Raw genomic sequence first — 21,640 nt, 5'->3', positions numbered from 1 at the left:
AATAAATTTTCCTTTGTAGGATTGTAAATTATGAAACAAACAACAAATTCCATATTGATGATTCGCCCGACAGCGTTTCGAATGAATGAGCAAACGGCTGTAAATAATTATTACCAAAAAGTAGTAGAAGGGCTTTTGCCGGCAACTGTAAATGCTAAAGCACAGCAGGAATTTGATGCTTTGGTAGAGAAGTTAAGAAATGTAGGGGTTGATGTAGTTGTTGTAGAGGATGCTTTAGGCACAGATACTCCGGATAGTATTTTTCCTAATAATTGGGTATCATTTCACGAAAATGGCGATGTGGCCTTGTATCCAATGTTTGCCGAAAATCGCCGTGAAGAACGTCGCGAAGAAATTTTTGACCTTCTTGAAGATAAAGGATTTCAAATAGATAATATTATAGATTATACCTCTGCTGAAGAGGATGGTTTTTATCTGGAAGGAACCGGAAGTTTGCTCCTTGACAGAACCAATGAAAAAGCGTATTGCGCATTGTCTCCCAGAGCCGATGAAGAGCTGTTTATTGAGTTTTGTGAAGATTTTGATTATGCACCAGTACTTTTTGAAGCTTTTCAAACTGTAAATGGAGAGCGAAAACTAATTTATCATACTAATGTGATGATGTGTCTGGGGGAAACTTTTGCTGTTATTTGTGCTGATTGTATTGATGATAAAAAAGAGCGCAAAATGGTTTTGGATAATCTGAAAAAAGACAATAAAGAAATTATTTTAATCACCGAAGCTCAGGTCGACAGTTTTGCAGGAAACATGCTCGAAGTTAGTGGCGCAAATGACAAAAGGTATTTAGTTATGAGTACTGCTGCCTACCAGAGTTTAACACCGAAGCAAATAGAACAGCTGGAGAAACACGCTGAGATTCTCAGTTCCAGTTTAGATACTATTGAAGCCTGTGGTGGTGGAAGTGCCAGATGTATGATGGCAGAAATTTTCTTGCCAAAAGCATAACAAAAAGACCTTCAGAAATGAGGGTCTTTTTTTTGACTGTTTTTTTAAGACAGATTATCTTTTACAATGGTGATTAAGGAACTGATAATATACTGTACCCCAATTGCGATTACAATGAATCCTACAATTCTTGAGATGGCTACAATTCCCGATGCACCGAGAATTTTAGCTAAATAATGCGCACTTCTCAAGGTGATGAAAATAGAGACTGCTACTGCAAATATGGCCAAAACAGAAATGATGATTTCAGGTGTGTTTTGGTGTTCGTGGTAAAAAGCAATCAATAACGAAATGGATCCCGGCCCGGCAAGCATCGGAATGGCTAGTGGAGTTAAGGCAATGTCATTTCGGGTTTGTGCGTCATTTTCTACTTTTTTATTTACCCCTCTTTTTTTATTGAATTTGCCTGTAAGCAGTGAGAATCCGGATGTGGCAATAACAATTCCTCCAGCAATGCGCAAAGCTTCAATGCTGATTCCGAAAAAAGACAGCACATATTCGCCTAAGAAAAAAGAAACAACCAAAATGATAAAAACGTTGATGGCAGTCCATAAGGAAATTCGGGAGCGTTCTTTTTTGTCGTCATGTTGTGTGAGTCCAACAAATATTGGAATTGTTCCAATTGGGTTTAAAACTGAAAAAAGAGCAGCAAATAAATAAATAAAAAGATCCATTTTTTTTCGCGAAATTAGTTGGTTTTACGGAAGAATAAAGTATTTCTATAATTAAGAAAAAGTTACAATAAGATGAATTTAACCTCAAATTATAAGTAATACAAAAAACGAAAGATATTAATTTTAATTGAAAACGGACTATAGTATTTTAGTACTTTTACAAAAAAAAACAGCAATTCAATGAAAAATAAAAAAACTTTAGTTCTTGGAGCCTCATCAAAACCGGACAGATATGCCTATAAAGCCATTAAAATGCTTGTCGAAAAAGGGCATTCGGTACTTGCGATAGGTCAAAATGCAGGAGAAGTAGAAGGAATTAAAATTCAAACTAAAGCCATTCCGTTAAAAAATGTAGATACAATTACTTTATATTTAAACCCGGCTCGTCAACGCGATTATTATAATTATATCGTGGAAGCCAAACCAAAACGTGTGGTTTTTAATCCAGGGACAGAAAATCCAGAGTTGTATCAGCTTTTAGAACTAAATAATATTAAGGTTGAAGTGGCTTGTACATTGGTTTTGTTAACTATAAATCAATATTAGCCACAAAATTCGGAGAGCGGGATTTTTAAATTATTTATTTTCTTGATGGAATTTTCTTCAAAATTAATAGAAAAAGCGGTAAATGAAATCGCACAGTTGCCAGGAATTGGTAAACGAACTGCTTTGCGATTAGTCTTGCATTTATTAAAACAGCCCAAAGAGCAGACCGGTTTTTTAGCACAGGCGTTAACGACTATGCGGGAGGATATTAAGTATTGCGAAAATTGTCATAATATTTCGGATAATGCCGTTTGTGAAATTTGTTCTAATAAGAACAGAAATCACCAAGTAGTGTGCGTCGTAGAAGACATCCGGGATGTAATGGCTATTGAAAATACCGGTCAGTTTAGAGGTGTTTATCATGTTTTGGGCGGAAAAATTTCGCCTATAGATGGAGTTGGTCCAAGTCAGCTCAAAATAGCTACACTTGTAGAAAAAGTAAAAGAGGGCAAAATCAGCGAAGTTATTTTTGCCCTAAGCTCAACAATGGAGGGCGATACGACTAATTTTTATATTTATAAGCAAATTGCAGATGCGGCAATTATTATTTCTACAATTGCCCGAGGAATAGCGGTAGGTGATGAGTTGGAATATGCCGATGAAGTTACATTGGGAAGAAGCATATTGCAACGGGTACCATTTGAGAAGTCTTTTAAAAGCAATTAATTGGCTTAAAAAGAAAGGCTAAACTTTTAATATAGTAAAGGAAAAGCTATATTTGTTATCTAAACTGTAAAGATGAACAAACCTATATTCTATTTGCTTTTAAGTATTAGTGTGTTGTTTACGTCCTGTATCCCAACTCAGGATTTGATTTATTTACAAAAAAAGAATAGTGTTCAAACAGAAACTTCGATCTCAGCTGTAGTTACAAAACCATACCGATTGCAAACCAATGATGTGTTGAGTATCAACATAAAGGCCATTGATCCTAAGTTAGTCGCCATTTTCAGTACAACAAACCAAGCAGAATTAGGAAGTAAATCAGAATCAGGATTGTATTTTGACGGTTTTACTGTGGATGATCATGGTAATATTAGAATGCCAATTCTGGGGGAAATCAATGTAATAGGTTTTACTTTGGATGAAGTAAGAACTAGAATTGAAAAACAATTGCTTGCAGAATATTTTAATAAAGAAGCGAACATTTTTGTGACTGTTAAATTAGCCGGATTCCGATATACCATTAATGGTGAAGTGGGCAGTACAGGAACCAAAACGCTATTTCAAGAGCATGTCAATATTTTGGAAGCTATAGCCAATGCTGGAGATATTACCCTAACAGGAAATAGAAAAGCAGTTACAATTATTCGGCAATCACCTACCGGGAGTCAGATGCATGATTTAGATCTTACAGATATAAACGTCATGCAGTCCCCTTATTTTTATTTACAACCCAATGATTATATATATGTAAAACCCCTTAAGCAAAAAACTTGGGGAACAGGAAAAACAGGAATTGAATCTTTAGGAACCATTATAACGTTGTTATCACTGGCTACCACTACTTTTTTACTATTAAAAAATTAAAATACATTTTAAAAAATGTTAGATATAAAAGATTTTTCAATTTTTGAAAACCAAGTCAGCTTTGACTTCAAAGGGTTTTTAATCAAGATAGGAAGCTACTGGAGGTGGTTCTTAATAAGTCTTTTGATTACCTTCACAATAGCTTACCAGATAAATGTCAGGATCGAAAAGATTTATGGGATGGAAACGCTAATTTCTGTAAAAGAAGAAAGCAATCCTCTTTTTACCTCCAATACCAGTCTGGTGTTCAACTGGGGAGGCACTTCTGATCAGGTCCAGACTATTTCCACCACTTTGCAGTCCAGATCCCATAATGAACTGGTTGTAGATAAATTGCAATATTATATTGATTATTTGGTTCAAGGAAAATACAATCTTATTGATGCTTATGGAGCTGTTCCTTTTTATGTCGATATCGATAAATCAAAAGGGCAGCTTGCCGGGAGTCTCATAGGGATTAAGTTCCTGAACGAAAATGAATATGAAATTCGAATTCCGTTCGAAAATAATACAGTTTCATTAATTAGTTACTCGACTAATTCGCAGCATAATACTACTGTTGTACCGGGTGATTTTGTAAAAAAATACAGGGTGGGAGAGCAGGTTTCATTGCCTTTTTTGAGCTGGAAATTGCACATAAAAGACAATCCCGGTTTTTATAAGGGCAATGAGTATTTCGTCCGATTTAATAATTTTGATGCCACGGTATCCCGCTATAAAGGAATCAATGTGCGATCGGATGATAAAGGAGGTTCTATAATTACACTTGCAATGCAGGGAAATAATAAGGCCAGAATGGTCGAATATTTGAATTCGACTGTAAAGATGCTCATGAAAAGGCAATTGGACAGTAAGAACCAGTTTGCCACCAATACAATAGAATTTATTGACAGCACCCTTGTGGCCATGGAGTCTCAGTTGAAAGAAACTGGTGAAGAGTTGAAATCATTCAGAAAAGGGAAAAATATATATGATATAGAAGAAGGCGGGGAAAAATTCTCGAATCAGGTTTTAGAATATGATGTTAAGAAAGATGAAGTGAGCCGCAAATTGGCCTATTACAATTCTTTGAAATCCTATTTAAAAAGCAGTGTCGATTACTCGAAACTTCCTGCACCTTCTGTAGCGGGTATCGAAGATCCAAATATAGTAGTCAATATTTCTAAATTGATTGCACTTTCTACCCAAAGATCTGAAATGGCTTATGCGGTAAAAAGCGATAAGATTTTCAAGGATTTTGATAGCCAAATGGAGGCGGTTAAAAAAGTATTGTTAGAGAATATCGCTTCTGCAAAATCATCTTTGCAATTTGATCTGGCAACGGTAAACGCAAAAATTAATCAAACAGAAAGTTCGATAAAGAGACTTCCGGATGATCAGCAGGAATTGATCAAAATTAAGCGGAAATATGATTTAAGCAACAATATTTACAGTACATTTTTGCAAAAGAGAAGCGAAGCTGATATAGTTAAAGCCGCTAATTTGTCCGATATTCGTTTTATAGATCCAGCCAAAGATGTAGGCGGAGGTTTAATTGGTCCAAGGACATCGGTTAATTATGTATTGGCCTTGTTTTTAGGCATACTGTTTCCGCTAGTTCTTGTTTTTATTATCTTTTTTATTAATGATTCTATTCAAAATACGGAAGATATCAGTAAGCTGACACAGATCCCTTTGATAGGTGTCGTGGGACTCAATAAGGAGATTACTAATTTGGCTGTTTTTGACAAACCCAAATCAGCATTATCAGAATCTTTCCGGGCTATTCGATCTTCACTTCAGTTTTTATACAAACGTCAGCATGTTGAGGGGGCTAAAACATTGATGATTACCTCCTCTGTAAGTGGTGAAGGGAAGACTTTTTGTTCTATTAATATTGCGACAGTATTTGCTTTAAGCGAAAAAAAGACCGTTATTGTTGGTTTGGATTTGAGAAAACCCAGATTGTTTGATGAGTTTAATTTGACCAATAAAGTGGGGATTGTAAATTATCTGATCAAACAAAAAAGTATTGATGAAATCATTAATCCTACACAAATCCCTTTTCTCGATGTGATTGTTTCGGGACCTATTCCTCCTAATCCGGCTGAGATGATTATGAGTGAGGGTGTGGGGGAATTGATTGAAGAGTTAAAGAAGAAATACGACTATATTATTTTGGATACCCCTCCGGTTGGTTTAGTTTCTGATTCCTTAGAATTAGCACAGTATTGTGATGTCACTTTATATATCGTAAGACAGAACTTTTCTAAGAAAGATATGATAACTTTGTTGAATAATAGGGTGAAGAGAGGAGAGCTAACGAATGCCAGTATTATTTTGAATGGTTTTGAAAATAAAGCAAAGTATGGGGCAACATATGGTTACGGCTATAGTTATGGCAGTTATTCGGAGGTCTATCATGAGGAGGATAAGCCCAAGTCTTTCCTGAGTAAGATAGTCAAAAGATTCCGTAACATATAAATTAAAGCATTGCACGAATAAAGAGATGAAAGAAGAAATGAAAAGTACTATATTGATTACTGGCGGAGCCGGGTTTATTGGGTCTAATCTGTGTGAGTATTTTTTAGATAAAGGGCATAAGGTAGTTTGTTTGGATAATTTTGCGACAGGGCACCGACACAATTTGAAGGATTTTATAAACCATCCTAATTTTGAGTTAATAGAAGGAGACATACGAAATGCAACAGATTGTCATAATGCGGTAAAAGGGGTCGATTATGTGTTGCATCAGGCGGCTTTGGGGTCGGTGCCGAGATCGATCAATGATCCCGTTACAACGAATGATGTTAATGTTTCCGGTTTTTTGAATGTATTGGTGGCTAGCCGTGATGCCAAGGTGAAACGCTTTATCTATGCGGCAAGTTCTTCTACCTATGGAGATTCGGAGGGATTGCCAAAAGTAGAGGATGTTATAGGGAAACCTTTGTCTCCTTATGCGATTACCAAGTATGTCAATGAGTTGTATGCGGAGATTTTCAGCAGGACTTATGGTATTGAAACTATTGGTTTGCGTTATTTTAATGTTTTTGGAAGAAAGCAGGATCCGAATGGTGCTTATGCGGCGGTGATTCCGAAATTTGTAATGCAATTGATGCAGTTGGAAAGTCCAGTAATAAATGGGGACGGAAATTATTCCCGTGATTTCACTTATATTGATAATGTGATTCAGATGAATGAATTGGCCATCAGCACGACCAATCCAGAGGCGGTAAATACGGTTTACAATACCGCTTATGGAGATCGGAATACGTTGAATGATTTGATGGGGTATTTGAAAAAATACCTGGCTGAATATGATCCAAGGATTGCCGATGTTGCCATTGCGTATGGGCCAAACAGGATGGGGGATATTCCGCATTCTCTGGCGAGTATTGACAAAGCCAAAAGATTGTTGGGTTATGATCCGAGATATTCTTTGGCCGAAGGATTGAAAGAGGCAGTGGATTGGTATTGGGGGAATTTGAGATAGTGTTGTGAGTAGTGAGTTGTGAGTAGTGAGTTGTGAGCCCCGATAGGAATCGGGATGAGTTGGCGGTTTTTTAGAAAACGGATAACCGACTTCTCGATACAATTTTATAAAAAAGCTGTCGCTATTTTATAAAATCACTCGAAGTGACGGAAATCAACTGATAACCGAGAACCGAGAACTGAGAACCGACAACAGAAAACGGATAACGGATAACCGACTTCTCGATACAATTTTATAAAAAGGCTATCGCTATTTTATAAAATCACTCGAAGTGACGGAAATCAACTGATAACTGACAACAGAAAACTGATAACCGACTTCTCGATACAATTTTATAAAAAGGCTATCGCTATTTTATAAAATCACTCGAAGTGACGGAAATCAACTGATAACTGACAACAGAAAACTGATAACCGACTTCTCGATACAATTTTATAAAAAGGCTATCGCTATTTTATAAAATCACTCGAAGTGACGGAAATCAACTGATAACTGACAACAGAAAACTGATAACCGACTTCTCGATACAATTTTATAAAAAGGCTATCGCTATTTTATAAAATCACTCGAAGTGAAGGAAATCAACTGATAACCGATAACCGACAACCGATAACCGAATAAAGTATATTATATATTAAGAAATTGAAAATTAGATAAATGAAGATTACAAAGATTTGTTGCATAGGAGCCGGATATGTTGGAGGGCCTACTATGGCTGTTATTGCACAGAAATGCCCGCAGATCGAGGTGACTGTGGTGGATTTGAATGCCGAGCGCATTGCGGCCTGGAATGATGCGGATGTGGATAATATTCCCATTTATGAGCCGGGTTTAGCAGACATCGTTGCTGAAGCCAGAGGGAGAAACCTGTTTTTTTCTACTGATGTTGAAAAGGCAATTGATGAGGCTCAAATTATTTTTATATCGGTTAACACGCCTACTAAAACTTATGGTAAAGGCAAAGGGATGGCTGCCGATTTGAAATTTATCGAATTGTGTGCCAGACAAATTGCCAGTGTGGCTAAGGACAATAAAATTGTCGTAGAGAAATCGACGCTTCCGGTAAGAACAGCGGAGGCTATTAAAAGTATTTTGGATAACACCGGAAACGGAGTGCAGTTTCAGATTCTTTCTAATCCGGAGTTTTTGGCAGAGGGAACTGCCGTTCAGGATTTGTTGCAGCCTGACCGAATCCTAATAGGAGGCGATGCTTCGGCAGAAGGTCAGCATGCGATAGCGGCATTGGTGGGTGTTTACTCTAATTGGGTGCCAGCCGATAAAATATTAACGACTAATGTGTGGTCGTCGGAATTGTCAAAGTTGACGGCCAATGCTTTTTTGGCACAAAGAATCTCTTCGATCAACGCCATGTCGGAGTTGTGTGAAAAGACCGGTGCCGATGTCAATGAGGTGGCTAAAGCCATTGGGATGGACAGCCGAATTGGACCCAAATTCCTGAAAGCGTCTGTTGGTTTTGGTGGTAGCTGTTTTCAAAAGGATATTTTGAATTTGGTTTACATCGCAAAATCCTATGGATTGCATGAGGTGGCCGATTATTGGGAGCAGGTAATCATCATGAATGACCATCAAAAAAGGCGTTTTTCCAATACCATCGTTAGAACTCTTTATAATACGGTGGCCGATAAGAAAATTACTTTTCTGGGTTGGGCTTTCAAAAAAGACACTAATGATACCCGAGAATCGGCGGCTATTTATGTGGCGGATGATTTGATTAACGAGCAGGCCCAAATTGCTGTTTATGACCCTAAGGTGTCGCGAAAGAAAGTTTTGGCTGATTTGGATTATCTGGAGAGCAGAACTGCCGCAGCTAATGCCAACAGTATTGTATCTTTTGAAAATCCGTATGAGGCCTGTGAGAAGGCACATGCTATTGCTGTGCTTACGGAGTGGGATGAGTTTGTCACTTATGATTGGAAAAAAATATACGATTCGATGCAAAAGCCTGCTTTTGTTTTTGATGGGAGGAATATATTAGATCGCGGTGAAATGGAAGCGATTGGGTTTGTGTATCAGGGGATTGGGGCTTGATGGTGAGTTGTGAGTCGTGAGTCGTGAGAAGTGAATCGTGAGAAGTGAGTTGTGAGAAGTGGGTTGTGGGTTTTCGTCACTTCGAGTGATTTTATAAAATAGCGATAGCATTTTTATAAAATTGTATCGAGAAGTTTTTATGGTCCATCGTCCATCGTTTATCGGGTAACGAACAACGAACATCGTTTATTCATGCGAATCAAGGGTTGGAAGTTATGATTGTTTGCGATAATTAATTGGTCATAAATATGTCGCTCTGCTGGAGCTTTGAATCAATTGGATTATGCTTTTCTATAAATATTTCGCTCCTAACGGAGCTTTATTGTACGAGCTTTATTCATTATAAGTTCCAGAGGAGCGAAATATTTATAGTCCTTGTGAGTTGTGAGTTGTGAGTCGTGAGTCGTGAGAAGTGAGTCGTGAGTTATGAGTTGTGAGTTATGAGTTGTGTCCTTCGGCAGGCTCAGGATGACAGTGAGTCGTGGGTTGTGGGTTTTCGTCACTTCGAGTGATTTTATAAAATAGCGATAGCATTTTTATAAAATTGTATCGAGAAGTTTTTATCGTCCATCGTTTATCGTCCATCGTTTATCGTCCATCGTTTATCGTCCATCGTTTATCGTCCATCGTTTATCGGGTAACGAGTAACGACTACGTTATATTAAAGCGAATCAAGGGTTGAAAGTTATGATTGTTTACGATAATTAATTGGTCATAAATATGTCGCTTCTAACTAATTTTCTTTTTTAGCTCACTTGATTTTTGTTTTTTTAGTGGTGTTCGCTGACCCGAGCCTGAAAGGCGAACGGATGAAGTAATCTTCGATTTGTCTTGATCAACCCTTCGACTTCGCTCAGGGTGACAGTGAGAATTGAGTTATCGGTTATGAGTTATGAGTTTTGTTTTTTGGAAGTGGCAGATTGAACATTGGAAGTGCGACTTGTTAAAACATAAGATTATTATTATTATTATTATTATTATTATTATTTAGTAAAAAAACTATTTTTTACTTCAATATAAAAAACAGGAAATGAATTGGTATGTAATCTATACAAAACCGAAGTGGGAGAAAAAAGTGGCGGAGCAATTGGCGGAAGCTGGGATAGAATGTTATTGCCCTTTGATTACGCAGCTACGTCAATGGTCTGATCGGAAAAAGAAGGTGGAAGTGCCGCTTTTTAATTCCTATGTTTTTGTCCGCCTGGAGGAGGCTGACCGGAATTTGGTTTTTCAATCGCCGGGTGCTGTACGCTATTTGTTTTGGTTAGGGAAACCTGCCATTGTTAGGGATGAGGAGATTGCCATTATTAAAAAAGGGCTTGATGGCTCGGGTAGTTGTGACGTTTCTGTGCTGCCATTTAAAGTGGGGGATAGCATCGCGTTAGATTCCGGACCGTTTTCAAATCAGACGGCGATTGTTCAGGAAGTGAATAATACGCATTATGTTGTTGTTTTGGAGTCGATGGGGTGTGTGTTGAAGATGAGGAAGTGAATCGTGAATCGTGAATCGTGAATCGTGAGAAGTGAGTTGTGAGAAGTGAATCGTGAGTTGTGGGTTCTCAGTTTTCAGTTATCGGTTGATTCCGTCACTTCGAGTGATTTTGTAAAATAGCGATAGCATTTTTATAAAATTGTATCGAGAAGTTTTTATCGTCCATCGTCCATCGTATATCGTCCATCGTATATCGTCCATCGTTTATCGGGCAACGAACAACGGGCAACGAACAACGGGCTTGTGAGTCGTGAGAAGTGAGTCGTGAGAAGTGAGAAGTGAGTCGTGAGTTGTGGGTTCTCAGTTTTCAGTTATCGGTTGATTCCGTCACTTAGAGTGATTTTATAAAATAGCGATAGCATTTTTATAAAATTGTATCGAGAAGTTTTTATGGTCCATCGTCTATCGTCCATCGTCCATCGTCCATCGTTTATCGGGCAACGAACAACGGGCTTGTGAGTCGTGAGAAGTGAGTCGTGATAAGTGAGTCGTGAGTCGTGAATCGTGAGTCGTGAGAAGTGAGTCGTGAGTTGTGGGTTGTGAGTTGTGGGTTGTGAGTTGTGAATCGTGAGTTGTGAATCGTGAATCGTGAGAAGTGAGTTGTGGGTTCTCAGTTTTCAGTTATCGGTTGATTCCGTCACTTAGAGTGATTTTATAAAATAGCGATAGCATTTTTATAAAATTGTATCGAGAAGTTTTTATCGTCCATCGTATATCGTTTATCGTCCATCGTTTATCGGGCAACGAACAACGGGCTTGTGAGTCGTGAGAAGTGAGTCGTGAGAAGTGAGTCGTGAGTTGTGGGTTCTCAGTTTTCAGTTATCGGTTGATTCCGTCACTTCGAGTGATTTTGTAAAATAGCGATAGCATTTTTATAAAATTGTATTGAGAAGTTTTTATCGTCCATCGTCCATCGTCCATCGTTTATCGGGCAACGAACAACGGGCTTGTGAGTCGTGAGAAGTGAGTTGTGGGTTCTCAGTTTTCAGTTATCGGTTGATTCCGTCACTTCGAGTGATTTTGTAAAATAGCGATAGCATTTTTATAAAATTGTATCGAGAAGTTTTTATGGTCCATCGTTTATCGGGCAACGTTTATCGGGCAACGTTTATCGTCCATCGTATATCGTTTATCGGGCAACGAACAAGGGGCTTGTGAGTCGTGAGAAGTGAATAGTGAAGACTGTACATCCTTCTTATAAACAGATTATCCCCTCTTCGAGTTGCTTTAAGAACGAATTCAAAAAGAACCCAAAAAAGGGACAATCACCATCAAAATATATATTATTAATCTAAGGGCACATCTACTCCGGAAGGATTAAGCTTAGGGCCTCCACCAGCGGTATATCCATTGCTTTCTCCGGTTTTCCATTTAGACACCCAAAAAGAATATAAGGATCCATCATCTACATAAAATTTAATTTTAACCGTTTTATTTTTTAGAGCGGCAAGATCTTTTTTGTTTTTCCAGGAAATTAAATATTTTGTACTATTGGTTTTCATTGCAATACAGTCCTCCTTGGTAAAACCAGCGATGGGTTTATTATTTGAATCGAGGATTTCTGCTTTAAGCGATGCATTTACATTCGCATTGACAAACAGATAGCTCCCTTCAAAAGTTACACTTCTTGTAGTTATGTATCCGTCTTTACTTTTGCTGTCCAATGATACAAATCCGTCTCTGCGTAAGGTGGCTAAGCCAGTCGACGTATAAGCATCCCACATTTTCTTGTAAAGTCTTCGTCCGCTAGCGTAGAAATATAGCGAATCTCCTTTTATAATGGGAACACCAACAATAGATTGCACATTACCCCAATTCCAGGCGCCCTCTTTTTCGTTGACCCCCATAAAAGGTTCGTGCGAAGGTCTGCTAAAGTGGTATCCGTCTCTACTATAGCCTATTAAAACTTCATTTCTTTTCTGAATGCCCAGACTATCGGCAACTTTATTTTCCGGTCCCTGCCATACCGAATAATAGCCTAGCATGATACTTTCATAAGCAATGGCATCGTGGTTGTATATCTCCGGTTTGATATTTGGAAATGAGGGATGTCTAGGTTCTTTATCATCCGCCCCAAACCAATAAGAAATATTGGCATCTTTGGCATCTTTTCTTACTCTATGGGCTAAGCTTACGGCCTGTTCAGGGCTGGAATTTTCTAAATAAGACCTGGCTCTTCCAATGGCAGCACTGTAGCGCATACTGATAACCCATTTTTTGGAAAAAGGATTGTAAAAGGCCGTAGTTCTGTCATAGAGATCTCCTGATTGTGCGACACCTTTGTCCCAATGAATCCCATCTTTTGAGTACTTTAAAACAATTTGCCAACGGTTGTCAGTGGCTCTTTTTTCTACATTAAACATCTTATATCGTTTGCCAGGATCCGTTTCTGCCTTGTCTAACCATATAGTGTTGGAATCTCTATCAGAATCATCTACAATGTTAGTGTCCCCAAATAATCCCAGTATTTTTTTATCCCATTTTATCCCATCTTTAGATTCTGCATAACAGGTATGAAAGCTCTGCTTGTCTTTGTTGGGACTTCCTGCCAAATACCACATTTTAAACATCGCTTCTTTTTCATCGTACCAAATACCATCACTAAATGGAGCTGCATACGGCCCCGACTTATTATATTCCCATTCTTTATCCGGTTCTAAAACAGGGTTTTGTTTGCTAAATACGGCAGCATGATTCACTCGGCTTAAATTAGTTTGCTCTATCAGGAAATCATCTACAAATAATTGTCTTCCAACATTAATTGGAATTAGTTTTTGCCTGTTTTCTAAATAAGGAATGGGCATTTCTTTCCTTTCAAATTCATTCATCGAAGCTCTAACGTTCGGAACCTCAACTCCATTTTCTAAAATTTTATTTTTTGTTGTTTGAGCAAATGCATTTGTAATAAAAAGACAAAACAACACATTTACTATTGCTACTATACTCTTACTATATTTTACCATCCTGGATTGTTATTTTTTATGTTAGGGTTCGTTTTTAAATCGTCAGCTGATAATGGCAGCCATTCATTTTTGTTTTCCTGAAAAGGGATATACTTGGTATTAGCGCCTGCATTTCCAAATTTTTTGAAATTAGGATCGGTCGTCTCTCTGTTTTTCATCACAGCTACTGCTTCTCCCCATCTTAATAAATCCAAAAAGCGATGCCCTTCCAGGGATAATTCCAAAATCCTTTCTTTTTTAATATTTTCTATTGTTGCGGCAATAGCAGGCATATTGGATCTCGATCTTACAACAGCCAGTGCATTATCTGCCGTTCCGGCAGTGGGAGTTCCTCCCATGGCCAAAGATTCGGCATACATTAATAAGACATCGGCATATCTCATATATCTGTAATTTACCCCATTTGAAAAAGATGTTCCAAACCATAAATTGGGAGATTTTGGATCTTCGTCTGAAGCCAATGTTAAGTCAATCCATTTTTTATTGGTAGCCTTATAGGGAGCAAATATGCTGCTTAGGGTTGCCATTCCCGTTTTACCACCAACAGGAGGGTACATCTGATTCCAAGTTTTCCCATTAATTCCTCTAACTCTCATTTGTTGTCCATTGATAATGGGTCTTTTTATTTCAGGATAAATAATACTATCGTTAAATAATAAAGTTCCAAACATTCTTGGATCAGTATTTCCAACATTGTCTTTAGAATTGCTAAATTCATTGTATAGCCAATCGTGAACTACTACTGTTGATACGCTTGTTTTTAAAGAAGAGATGTATTTATTAGAAAAAGGAAATACAATTCCTCTATAATCAAAAGCGACACCGCTTGTTGTTTGGCCTGGATTAAAGGCAGAGGCAATTCTGCTTCCCAGAAACTGAAACTCGATGATTGATTCGTCATTGTTTTCATGGGCAACATCAAAATTCCACTGATAATCCGGAGTTAAACTATAAGAGCCATAAACGCCATTGATAATGTCCCCAAATTCTTTTGCGGCTTCGTTGTATTTAGTTACCGGTGTCCCGTATTTGGATTCTATTCCACTCTGCACTAAGTATGTTTTTCCCAATAATCCTGCAGCAGAGGCGGCAGTTAGTCTGCCTACATCTTTTCCTTTCCAGTATCCTTTTTTAGGCAGTAGTTTTTTTGCTGTTTGTAAATCTTCCTGGATAAATGCCCAAGTTTCTTCGGGGGTGTTAATGGGTCTGGCATAATCTTTTGGAAGAAGAGCCGCATTTTTAAACAGAGAAAGTTGTCTGAAATTGGTAAACAAGAAATAATGAGCAAAAGCTCTTAGAAAGTGGGCTTCCCCAAGATAGGCATCTCTAAGCGCAGCATCAGTAAACTGAACATCATCTATTTTTTCAATCGCAATGGATGATTGCCCGGCTACGGTGTACATATATTGATAGGCTTCCTTTAAGGAATAGTAGTCGGGGTTAATACTGTTTTGTCCAAATGCCGCATAATCAGAACCACTACTGGTTTCATCACCTCTACTGAACAAGATCCCTCTGGCTTGTGCCCCAAGATTTCTTGGTGTGGCAATGTAGGAATAAAGTCCCTGTATCAGCAGGTTGTATTGTTCAGGGGTTTTTACAGCATCAAGTGTTGTTATATTGGGATTGATTGACATTCTGTCAAATTCATCACTACAACTATTAGCAAATAAGGTAAAAAGAATAAAAAGGAATGGGTATATTAAGTTAATCCGTTTCATATGAAAATATTTATGGTTTTTTATCGATCATATGTAATTCGCATATCTTCATTGATGTTTATCTCATCGTTTACTATTTTGTTTTGGTATTCGATGATTTTCAATTGCAGCCAATTTAGGTTTATGCTCATTTCATATTTATCTAAATTTAAGTGTGATTAAAAAGTGGAGCTGAATCCAAAATTAAGGATACGGGCATTTGGGTACTGATTCAGGTCTACGTTTCTTGTAAAGGTAGTGGAGCCGCTTACCTCCGGATCTAATCCGGTATATTTAGTAATCGTGAATAAGTTTTGGACACCAACAAATACTCGCATCGTCATTTTTTCTGAAGAGACAGCATTATAACCCAGTTGTAGATTTTTCAACCTCAAATAACTGCCGTCTTCGATAAAAAAAGTATTAGGTCTGCCACTTTGTGACACCAATCCTCTACTGGCCATTGGGATATTGGTATTGGTATTGGTTGGAGTCCATGATCCAAGCACTTCTTTTAACAGGTTTCCTGAGTAATCAAAAAAGTTATCATATTTTGCCCTATTAAAAATTTCCCCTCCTTTTACACCTTGAAAAAACACGGTTAAATCAAATTTTTGATAAGTTAATCCAAGATTTAAACCATAGGTAAAATCGGGAATGGGACTTCCAATAATCGTTTTGTCTTTTGGCAAACCCTGTTCTATGGATTTATAGATTAGAGCCCCACTATCATCAAAAGTTTTTATTCTTATTTTTCCCTGATCGGTCAGGCCATCAGCAACAAAACCATAAAAAGAACCTATCGGATAGCCTTCTTGAGTAATGGTTATATTATCACCAATTGTAGCGCTCATGACAGGACCAAGAATAGGTGCCACATTAGTCCCTAGCGTAATCACCTTATTCCTTACTGTTGCTATATTTCCGCTAAAATTTAATTTGAAATCCCCTATGTCTTTTCTGTAATTGGCAGAAAATTCAACACCATGGTTTTTTACATTGGCCGAATTTACAGGAACGAGTCGGGCAGATCCTCCTGATGGCTGCGTTAAACCCTGTCCTGATGATGGTCCTGCAGGTACATTGGCAAGCAATCCCTTGTTGTTCTTTTCAAAATATTCAATAGTAAAATTTAAGGCATTGTCAAATAAACCAACATCTGCCCCAATATTTTTAGATACCGAAGTTTCCCAGGTTAAATTTGTAGGATAAATTTGAGCCGAACTTGACATATAGGGTGTTGAAGAAGTGGAATACAATGGCGAAGGCATCTGAATAAGAGTCGTGTTGAATTGATAAGGGCTAATAAAATTGGCTCCCAGAGAACCATAACTCGCTCTTAATTTTAACTGTGAAACCCATTTATTTTCAAACCATTTTTCTTTATGAACATTCCAACCCGCAGAGATTGATGGAAAAAGTCCAGTTCTATAATCTTTAGCGAATTTAGAAGAAATATCCTGTCTCAAACTAGATCCAAATAAGTATTTCCCATCATAATCATAATTCAGTCTGGCAAAATAAGACAGCAATAGTGATTCTTCGGTATTGGCTGATATTCTACCATTTACAATACCCGTGCCTATGATATTAGGAGCGCCTAAATCACTAATAGTTGCAATCGATATTCTCTTGGTACTTTCTTGGGCAACACTTTGTCCCACTAAAACATCGATATTATTTTGTTTTATTTTTTTTCTAAAATACAGCGTATTGTCTATATTGTAATTAAACTGAATGCCTCTGGTTTCGTCCAAGGAATTGATGTTGTTTCCGTATTGCGAAATACCAATACCGTTTTCATCCCACAACGTATTATAGACAGGGGTATGGATCATATTTTCAAAACTATTATAACTTCCGCCAGCTTTAAATTTGTACTCTAAGGGTTCCGCTATTTTATAACTCAGCCCCAATGAGCCCACTAAATAGGTGTTGTTCACCTTCCTATCCGAATAAAAAGGCGCTGCTAAAGGATTTAAAACAACCCCATAATCTGATGAACCGGATGTTAGCCTACCCAAGGAATCGTAGACCGGCAGCGTAGGTCTGCTTACATTTATTATTGGCGTTGGTGTTTTTTCTTGCCTGGAGATCGATATGTTTTCGGTTATGGTCAGTCTGTTTCTTTTAAAAGTAGTATTGATCCTTGCATCGTATCTTTTAAATCCGGAAAAGGCGGTCATCCCTTTTTGATCCAGATAGCCTAAACTGGTATTGTATGTAATGTTGTCGCCACCTCCGCTCAATTCCATATTTACTTTATAGAGCGATGCCGGTTTTAACCATTCTCTCTGCCAATCGGTATTGATTTGCGAAGCAGAAGGCATTACATTTAAGGGATCTCTAGGAGTGCCACTATTATCATCCACTTGGTTGATAAAAGTTCTCCATTCGTCGGCCGATAAATAGTCATTGTATTTGGTAGGTGCCTGAATCGTGTAATTAGAGGTTAATGTAAATTTCGGCAGGCCTTTCTTGCCACTTTTTGTTGTAATGATTACGACACCATTGGCTGCCCTTGAACCATAAATTGCTGCAGCAGCACCATCTTTTAAAATTTCAATAGAGGCAATATCTTCGGGATTTAACACACTTAAGCCCGAATTGCTGAATGCCCCGTCTATTACATATAAGGGATCTGTTGATCCAAAAGAGGCCGCTCCTCTAATTAAAATACTGACATCAGATCCTGCAATACCCCCAGGTTGAATAATCTCTACCCCAGGAGCAAGACCCTGTAACGTACTTGTCACAGTAGATCCTATTTGTTTTTGAATTTGTTCCGTTTTAATACTGGTGACAGAACCTGTCATGCTTGACTTTTTCTGTGTACCATAACCTACTACCACTACATCATTTAGATTTGAAGCTTCTTCCTCCATCACTATTTTGATTTGTGTTTCCTCTTCAAGGCTAAATCTTTTTGTTTTCATTCCCAAATAAGAAAATTCAAGGACATCTCCCTTTTCGGCTACTACTGTAAAATTCCCCTCTGAGTCGGTATTGACCCCTTTTTTTGTTCTCAGCACTTTGACATTTACCCCTACAAGCGGCATACCGGATTGATCCGTCACTTTTCCGGAAATTGGTTTTTGTTGTAGCAGCACTTCTTCATCGCTATCCTTCTTGTTTAAGGCTTTCGGTTCCGGCTGAACTGACAAAATAATCTGTCGGTTCTCATAAACCTTAAATTCAATTTTGGTCCCTTTAAACAATTGACTCAAAATTTCATTTATATTTTTCTTTTTAACACTAATCGATACTTTCCTATTCAGTTCGATTTCTTTGTTTTTATACAAAAATTTAAATTCGGTCTTCGATTCGATTTCCTGGAACAGCTGTTCTACTGTGGCGTCCTTCAAATTAAGAGAAATTTTGGTGTTTTGCGAATAACTACTGGCATGTATTTCGAAAAGCGAAATTACTAACAGCAAGGTTGTTAACTTCATCTTTAAACTGATTTTAAAAAGGCTTGAACATAATAAGCCCTTAGTAATGGTTTTTTTCATACTTTTGTTTGGTTACTTAATTTAGCACTAGTTTTAGTTAAATTACTATCAATTCCATTCGGGGAATGGCCCACATTTCCCGAATATTGATAACAACTCTGGTCTTAAATGGTTTTTTGTTGTTACTTCATATCGTTTTGTTTTAAAGGTTTATTTATTGATTATTATTTTGTTCCCTGTTCTTGTAAAGTCAAAAGGATGACTTCTGCTGATGTAGTACAATACGTCCTCCACATTATCCACTCCAAGGTCGAAATTGGCACTGAAGATCTCCTCGTTTAAATCCTTATTATTACTGCTAATAGAGACATTATAAGCTCTTTCCAACTTTATAATCATATCCTGAAAACGGACTCCTTTAAAAACAAGCTGTCCATTTGTCCAAGAGGTATACAGATTGACATCTACCTTAGTGATGGCGATATTCTTGTTCACCCGATTGAAGGAAGCTTTTTCGCCCGGTTCAATAATAGATTTATGTTCCGGCGCAGTCCTGTCATATACTTGTACCGATCCCTCCACCAATACGGTGTTAATGTCTTTGTCTTCGGCATAAGAGCTGACGTTAAATTTGGTTCCCAATACTTTGACATCGACACCATTGGAATGCACTATAAACGGATGCAGTTTGTCTTTGCTGACCTCAAAATAGGCTTCTCCTGATAGGAAAACCATTCTTTTATTGCCTTTAATAAATGTTACGGGAAATTTTAATGAGGACCCAGAATTAAGATGCACCTTGGTTCCATCTGATAAAACAAGCTGAAAGGTCTTGCCAAAAGGTATTTTTAATTCGTTGTAAACCAGTTTTTTGGATTTCAAGTCATTAGCATAAACCAATTCACTTTCTTTCTGAACTCCAACCAGCTCCCCATCGGAATTCAGGATTTTCTCCTCTCCGTTTGCGCTAATTATTTTACTGTCCCCATTTTCCAATTGGAGTACAATGGCGTCTTTTGGAATAACTTCTACAGCTTGCTGATTCGCAACAAAATAATACGTAAGCCCTAGCAGGCATAGCAAAATGGCTGCATATTTTAAAAACGGCTGTGTCGTCAATAAAAATACTGGTTTAGTCTGCCTCTTTTTGTATTTTTTCAGTACAGCTTGCCAGGCTTTATCTTTATCGATATTCGAATAGTCCGTTATTTTTTGAACAACAGCATCAAAATCCACCTCTTTGGAGAGCGGAAATTCTTTTTTTAATTGTTTCAAACGAGACTCCTCCGAATCAGATAGCGATTTCAGTTTCTTTTTAACAATAAGGGTTGAGATGTTAAAAATATCTTTCATTTTAAGTGTTTTATACTGATAGAACAACTTAAAATAAAAAAGGTACTACTGAAAAATAAAAAAAATTATATTTTTTTTTAGATTATTTTTATTTACTCCTAAAAAAGTAAATTAATGCCAACTATTTATGAATAAACACAGGACACTGTCAATATCTTTGAATTGAGCCCTTAAAATTTTATACGATTGCGATTTTAAGGTTTTAACCGTTTGTAGTTTTATGTTTAGTCTTTCGGCAATTTCATTGTTTTTAATACCTCTAAGGCTCAATTTCAAAATTTCCTTTTTCCTTTCGGGAAGTATTTCAATTGCCTGATGCAGCTGTCTTACGATTTCTTCCTCCAGAATTTGTTTTAAGAATAGGTTGTCGTCGTCCAAAGATTTTAAGGCATCATCGACATAATTATCCTGAACTTTCTTGTGTTTGATGACATTATAGCACTTATTGCGGGTGGACTTGTACAGATAGATTTTTAGTGAAATCTCATCGGGAAATGACAGCTGTTTTTCCCATATATCAACAAAAATATCTTGAATCAAATCTTCACATTCTGCTTTTGAAGGTAAAAAGCGATTGGCATACAATAAAATTGATTTGTAATACAAATCAAACATGCTTTTTAAATCGCTCTCGCTAAGAAGGCTGTTATTTGAATTAAAGATAGTCATTTTGTTAATTGATTGACAAATATAGGTATATATGCCTGTAATTTGATAAAAAAGTTAAGAAGCTTTTGGGGGGAGTGAATCGTGAATCGTGAATCGTGAGAAGTGAGTTGTGAGTCGTGAGAAGTGAGTTGTGAGAAGTGAGTTGTGAGAAGTGAGTTGTGAGTTGTGAGTTGTGAGTTGTGGGTTCTCAGTTTTCAGTTATCGGTTGATTCCGTCACTTCGAGTGATTTTGAATATTAATGCGATAGCTTTAATATTCAAAATTGTATCGAGAAGCCTTTTAACGTAAGGGTTCTCGATACAAATTTTCTGAAAAAGCTGTTCGCATTTTCTGAAAATTCACTCGAACTGACGCGATGGTTGTAACGTCATTTTATATTGCCTTTTTAGAATAAAAATTATGCCTCGAACTGACGAACCCTTGACTTAATAGCATTGGCCTGAACTTGTCGAAGAGTCGAAGTCCTTATTATATCAAAACGTCATAGGTAAGGATTTTATAAAATAGCGACAGCTTTTTTAAAATTGTATCGAGAAGTTTTTATGGTCCATCGTTTATCGTCCATCGTCCATCGTATATCGTGTATCGTATATCGGGCAACGGGCTTGTGGGTTGTGAGAAGTGAATCGTGAATCGTGAGGAGTGAGTTGTGGGTTGTGAGTCGTGAGAAGTGAGTCGTGAGAAGTGAGTCGTGAGTCGTGAGTCGTGAATGCTGTCCATCGTTAGCAACGAATATCGTATAGCGTTTATCGTCCATCGTTTATCGGGCAACG

At 37.5% G+C, this 21,640-nt stretch carries 14 protein-coding genes; 8 read left to right on the top strand and 6 right to left on the bottom strand.

All coding sequences use genetic code 11. The features are described from left to right. Positions 1 to 30 precede the first annotated feature (30 nt). Positions 31 to 966, top strand: coding sequence for a citrulline utilization hydrolase CtlX (ctlX, locus tag BUB25_RS13865; protein ID WP_072945362.1), 936 nt, complete (start codon positions 31 to 33; stop codon positions 964 to 966). 44 nt (positions 967 to 1,010) lie between these two features. Here the strand turns inward: ctlX and BUB25_RS13860 are convergent, their stop codons facing one another. Then, a complete protein-coding gene (locus BUB25_RS13860; protein ID WP_072945359.1) occupies positions 1,011 to 1,640 on the bottom strand; it encodes a MarC family NAAT transporter in 630 nt (209 codons plus the stop codon). 180 nt (positions 1,641 to 1,820) lie between these two features. Between BUB25_RS13860 and BUB25_RS13855 the strand changes: the two genes are divergently transcribed. The 7 genes from BUB25_RS13855 (at position 1,821) to BUB25_RS13825 (ending at position 10,729) form a co-directional block, all read left to right on the top strand. Then, positions 1,821 to 2,186: a CoA-binding protein gene (locus BUB25_RS13855; protein WP_072945357.1), complete on the top strand. Its 366-nt coding sequence runs from the start codon at positions 1,821 to 1,823 to the stop codon at positions 2,184 to 2,186. Between the two features lie 45 nt (positions 2,187 to 2,231). Further along, positions 2,232 to 2,852 carry a recombination mediator RecR gene (recR, locus tag BUB25_RS13850; protein WP_072945356.1) on the top strand — a complete coding sequence of 207 codons (621 nt, stop codon included), beginning with the start codon at positions 2,232 to 2,234 and terminating at the stop codon, positions 2,850 to 2,852. A 72-nt stretch (positions 2,853 to 2,924) separates the two neighbouring features. After that, positions 2,925 to 3,716: a polysaccharide biosynthesis/export family protein gene (locus BUB25_RS13845; RefSeq protein ID WP_072945354.1), complete on the top strand. Its 792-nt coding sequence runs from the start codon at positions 2,925 to 2,927 to the stop codon at positions 3,714 to 3,716. Between the two features lie 15 nt (positions 3,717 to 3,731). Next, the gene (locus BUB25_RS13840) at positions 3,732 to 6,179 is read left to right on the top strand and encodes a polysaccharide biosynthesis tyrosine autokinase (protein WP_072945352.1); all 2,448 of its coding nucleotides are present in this window, start codon (positions 3,732 to 3,734) and stop codon (positions 6,177 to 6,179) included. Between the two features lie 37 nt (positions 6,180 to 6,216). Then, complete coding sequence (locus BUB25_RS13835) at positions 6,217 to 7,188, top strand: SDR family oxidoreductase (protein ID WP_394336305.1); 972 nt, start codon at positions 6,217 to 6,219, stop codon at positions 7,186 to 7,188. A 657-nt stretch (positions 7,189 to 7,845) separates the two neighbouring features. Then, positions 7,846 to 9,237 (top strand): UDP-glucose 6-dehydrogenase, encoded by a 1,392-nt coding sequence (locus BUB25_RS13830; protein ID WP_072945349.1) that lies wholly within the window; start codon positions 7,846 to 7,848, stop codon positions 9,235 to 9,237. A 1,030-nt stretch (positions 9,238 to 10,267) separates the two neighbouring features. Further along, positions 10,268 to 10,729: a UpxY family transcription antiterminator gene (locus BUB25_RS13825; protein WP_072945347.1), complete on the top strand. Its 462-nt coding sequence runs from the start codon at positions 10,268 to 10,270 to the stop codon at positions 10,727 to 10,729. Positions 10,730 to 12,015: 1,286 nt separating this feature from the next. Here the strand turns inward: BUB25_RS13825 and BUB25_RS13820 are convergent. The 5 genes from BUB25_RS13820 to BUB25_RS13800 form a co-directional block, all read right to left on the bottom strand. Next, complete coding sequence (locus tag BUB25_RS13820) at positions 12,016 to 13,692, bottom strand: hypothetical protein (RefSeq protein ID WP_072945345.1); 1,677 nt, start codon at positions 13,690 to 13,692, stop codon at positions 12,016 to 12,018. Then, complete coding sequence (locus BUB25_RS13815) at positions 13,686 to 15,413, bottom strand: RagB/SusD family nutrient uptake outer membrane protein (protein ID WP_072945344.1); 1,728 nt, start codon at positions 15,411 to 15,413, stop codon at positions 13,686 to 13,688. The genes BUB25_RS13820 and BUB25_RS13815 overlap by 7 nt, the downstream gene beginning before the upstream one ends. A gap of 158 nt (positions 15,414 to 15,571) precedes the next feature. Continuing rightward, positions 15,572 to 18,844, bottom strand: coding sequence for a TonB-dependent receptor (locus BUB25_RS13810; RefSeq protein ID WP_072945342.1), 3,273 nt, complete (start codon positions 18,842 to 18,844; stop codon positions 15,572 to 15,574). 210 nt (positions 18,845 to 19,054) lie between these two features. Then, entirely contained in the window at positions 19,055 to 20,197 is a 1,143-nt protein-coding gene (locus tag BUB25_RS13805; RefSeq protein ID WP_072945340.1) for a FecR family protein, read from the bottom strand. Between the two features lie 111 nt (positions 20,198 to 20,308). Then, positions 20,309 to 20,866, bottom strand: coding sequence for a sigma-70 family RNA polymerase sigma factor (locus tag BUB25_RS13800; protein ID WP_072945339.1), 558 nt, complete (start codon positions 20,864 to 20,866; stop codon positions 20,309 to 20,311). Between the last annotated feature and the right edge of the window lie 774 nt (positions 20,867 to 21,640).

It is taken from the genome of Flavobacterium granuli, from assembly GCF_900129705.1.
Taxonomy (GTDB): domain Bacteria; phylum Bacteroidota; class Bacteroidia; order Flavobacteriales; family Flavobacteriaceae; genus Flavobacterium; species Flavobacterium granuli.
Note: the sequence above shows the minus strand (reverse complement) of the source record. Positions and strands in the feature narration are given on the sequence as shown.